Annotated in this window: 5 protein-coding genes; 1 reads left to right on the forward strand and 4 read right to left on the reverse strand. The window is 35.3% G+C overall.

Annotated elements, in window-relative coordinates; all coding sequences use genetic code 11:
- From ACI6MV_RS24675 to ACI6MV_RS24685, 3 genes are all read right to left on the reverse strand, one after another.
- Positions 1–625: ThuA domain-containing protein (locus ACI6MV_RS24675; protein WP_407272964.1), on the reverse strand; the 625-nt coding region annotated here is incomplete at its 3' end.
- Positions 626–642: 17 nt separating this feature from the next.
- Entirely contained in the window at positions 643–1,347 is a 705-nt protein-coding gene (locus ACI6MV_RS24680) for an SDR family oxidoreductase (RefSeq protein WP_407272965.1), read from the reverse strand.
- Positions 1,348–1,361: 14 nt separating this feature from the next.
- Entirely contained in the window at positions 1,362–1,814 is a 453-nt protein-coding gene (locus ACI6MV_RS24685; RefSeq protein ID WP_407272966.1) for a VOC family protein, read from the reverse strand.
- Positions 1,815–2,062: 248 nt separating this feature from the next.
- Between ACI6MV_RS24685 and ACI6MV_RS24690 the strand changes: the two genes are divergently transcribed.
- On the forward strand, positions 2,063–3,016 hold the full coding sequence (locus ACI6MV_RS24690; RefSeq protein WP_407272967.1) for a ribose-phosphate diphosphokinase: 954 nt from the start codon (positions 2,063–2,065) through the stop codon (positions 3,014–3,016).
- Positions 3,017–3,178: 162 nt separating this feature from the next.
- Here ACI6MV_RS24690 and ACI6MV_RS24695 read toward each other — a convergent pair whose 3' ends face one another.
- Positions 3,179–3,502: a DUF4870 domain-containing protein gene (locus ACI6MV_RS24695; RefSeq protein ID WP_407272968.1), complete on the reverse strand. Its 324-nt coding sequence runs from the start codon at positions 3,500–3,502 to the stop codon at positions 3,179–3,181.
- Between the last annotated feature and the right edge of the window lie 214 nt (positions 3,503–3,716).

Genomic DNA, 3,716 nt, shown 5'->3' on the forward strand with positions numbered 1-3,716 from the left:
ATCGAATACAATTGGTTAATAACTGAACAGTAATAGGATGCATCAAACCTTCTTCACGGTGCGCAGGTGTAAAACAAGCCACTCTGCCTTTTCCATACTGATGATACCATCCAGCTATTGATATACCATCAATTGATTCTGATTTTAGAAAAACATTAGTATTATGTTCGTCAGATTGAACAAAGTAGTGCTCGTCTAAAATTTGATAACGAATATTGTTGCCTATTTCCAATCCACTACTTTCATATGTTACAAGCTGATGCTCTTTCGGATGATACGTAAAACATCCTCGAAGCATATCGATATAAGGTTCTATCGTTTCATAAGAAGCCATACCTGAATGCCACCCCAACCACGCCCCACCGTTATTCACATAATCAGTAATTGCTTGAGCAGCACTTTTATCCATCCATCTTCTTACATCGGTTTCCTCAGGATTGATTCTATTTTCAGCAAATAAGATTACTATATTTGGATTACTTTCTAAGTGTTCTACTAACTCCTCTACAGCTACATAGGAAACTTCCACATCGTCTAGGCTAGCAACAGATGCTTTTAGCGATGCTACTGCCAGTTTCTTCTGATGATAATAATCTCCTAGTACTGCTGTGATTTTTGTTGTCACCTGCATCTCCTCCTAGATTATATGGACATTGCCTCCCCATTATAGTTGATAAATACAAATCTACTATCTGGTTTTACTTTTCCAAAGATAATGTCATAAATTCCAATTGCTGAATCTAAAGGATCGGTTGGTGCTTTATCCCCACCCATATCTGTTTTCATCCAGCCAGGATTAATCGAAAAGACTTTTATATCTTTCGCGTTCAAATAAACATGTAGTTTCTCAGAAAGCATGTTTAAGGCAGCTTTAGACAGACCATATGGGTAATCGCCACTATATGCATTCGTAAAGCTAGCTGCTTCTGAGCTAATATTAATAATCGATTGTTTATCCCCCTGCTCCAGCAATGGCATAAAATATTTAATAATACGAACTGGACCTAAAGTATTAATATCTAAGGACCGTAAGCAGGCTTCTACATCTAATTCCTCTATTGTTTTATCTCTTTCTATTAGAACACCTGCGTTATTAATTATTACATCTAGATGTTGATTTTTGTTCTTTAATTTTTTCGTTGCTTCGATGACTGTTTTTTCATCGGTTACATCTAAATGAATAATATCCAATTTGCTTTCGTATTGTTTTTGAAGCTGATGTAAATGCCCTACACTTGGATCGTATAAATTTCTTACACCCGCAAAAATTTGATTCCCTAATTCTAATCCCTGCTTTACAAGTACTAAACCCAAGCCTCTATTGGCACCAGTGATTAAAATATTCATGTATAGCCCCCACCTCAATCATTTTCTAGTAATTCGATTAATACTTTCAACTCTTTAAATGTATCCATATACGCATATCTTCCGCCTGTAAATTCACCTTTTTGAGCTAATGGCATACCTTTTTCTTCCATTAAATTAATCTTTTCTGTCATCCCCTCAACAGCGAATGCAATATGGTGAACACCTTCTCCATGTTCGTCCAAAAACTCCCTCCATGTACTAGGGTGCTCATCCGGTTCAATTAATTCCAACTGCAATGAACCCATATCAAAAAATGCCAACTTAGCTCTTGCGACAGATGTCTTTCCTTTGTATTCTGTTTGTGCTTTGTCAACCATATCCGTCATAATTATTTCCGGCTGATCGATACCAAAAAATGCTGCATATGCTGTAGATGTTTTACTGATATCGCTTACAATTATCCCAATTTGAGTAATTAGATTCGTTTCTAATACACTTTTATCCATGATTGAACCCTCCTTATTATTATGAGAACTTTGTAATCATAATATCTATTTCGATATATAAGAGAATTGTCCTTGTTTATTTGCTCATTTTCTAAAAATCCACAAACAATTTGTAGTAGCTAGGCTTGTTAAATTGACTCGCACCTTTAAAGTTATGTAAAATAAACACAAAGAATTATAAAGATGGAAATTCGATTACTTACATAATTTTGAATCGACGAGCAAGGTTAACTATAGGAGGTACTCCCATGTCAAATCAATACCAAGATTCACCAATCAAACTCTTTTCATTAAGCTCCAATCCCGCACTTGCGGAAGAGGTGGCTGCCAATTTAGGAATGGAACTTGGAAAGAGTGTTGTTGAGCAATTTAGTGATGGCGAAATTCAAATACATATTGAAGAAAGTATTCGTGGTGCCGATGTGTATGTGATTCAGTCCACTAGTGACCCTGTAAACCACCATATAATTGAATTGTTAATCATGATTGATGCCTTAAAGCGTTCTTCGCCACAAACAATTAACGTAGTTATCCCTTATTACGGGTATGCACGTCAGGATCGTAAAGCAAGTCCACGAGAACCGATCGCTGCCAAGCTTGTAGCCGATTTACTACAAAGAGCTGGTGCAACAAGGATCATATCTTTAGATTTACACGCATCACAAATTCAAGGATTCTTTAATATTCCGGTTGATCAGTTAGCTGGTATCCCTCTGTTATCTGATTACTTTAATACGAAACAGTTAAGTGACGTCGTGATTGTTTCACCTGATCATGGAAGTGCTACAAGAGCGCGACAAATGGCTGATCGGATGAATGCACCAATTGCAATCGTGGATAAAAGAAGGTCAGCCCCTAATGGCGTTGAAGAGACAGATATAGTAGGTAATGTAGAAGGAAAAACAGCGATTATCATTGATGATATCGTTGATACTGGTACTCGGATTACACAAGGTACGCAAGCACTTATCGATCATGGTGCCAAACAAGTATATGCATGCTCCACTCATCCAGTACTTTCTGGATTAGCTATTGAAAAACTACAAGCTTCTCCATTGAAAGAATTGGTTGTAACAAACAGTATTCCAATTTATGAAGAAAAAAGAATAGCTAAAATAACGCAATTGTCCATAGCTCCGTTGTTAAGTGAAGCTATCACACGTGTACATGAGCAAAAGTCTGTTAGTATTTTATTTGATTAAAATAATTAATACTTTAGCGCAAGTGATCCAACCTCTTCAGTTGGATCACTTATTTATGTACTCTAACAAAAATAAGTAATATGTAAACTATCGTATCTATTCTGGGGCACTTTAGAAAATGGGTGATGACTATATTAGCCATCACCCAGCAAGACATACCTATTATTTTATAAAATGAATAACCAATGGTATACGGTATTTTTCACCACCGTATGCTTTTACAGCAGCAATAATATTAAAAATAAACAAAAGAAGTCCTACTAATGGTAAAAGTACAAAACCAATAAGTAACAGAATAGAAATACTAGCTACAGCCGTATAAATCGTATAAGATATTATTAAATTGCAGCATTCTTTCCCATGATAATCAACAAAAGATGATTCTTCTCTCTTAATCAGCCAAATAATTAACGGACCTATAATAGGAAAAGGTAAATTCAACAGATAAATTAACATGGCAAAAAGCTTTTCATCATTGCTAGGCAAAATAATTCCTCCTCTAAATTTTTTCCTCTACTATACATATTCTTATATTCACCTTATATATACGAAAATTCGCAATTAAAGGATTCACCAATTTATAACATACTCATGGTATTTTTGTAAATTTGTTGACCTTTTAGGGAATTGTAGCGAAACTATTATATATGCTAAAAGACCCTTCAAAGATAAGTAACTCACCTTTGAAGGGTCTTTATTT

The organism is Radiobacillus sp. PE A8.2 (genome assembly GCF_045635475.1).
GTDB lineage: Bacteria > Bacillota > Bacilli > Bacillales > Amphibacillaceae > JBJGXI01.

Excerpts from the sequence above, each read along its gene's own strand:
- ACI6MV_RS24685 (WP_407272966.1), bottom strand. The coding sequence starts at position 1,814 with ATGGATAAAAGTGTATTAGAAACGAATCTAATTACTCAAATTGGGATA.
- ACI6MV_RS24690 (WP_407272967.1), top strand. The coding sequence starts at position 2,063 with ATGTCAAATCAATACCAAGATTCACCAATCAAACTCTTTTCATTAAGC.
- ACI6MV_RS24680 (WP_407272965.1), bottom strand. The coding sequence starts at position 1,347 with ATGAATATTTTAATCACTGGTGCCAATAGAGGCTTGGGTTTAGTACTT.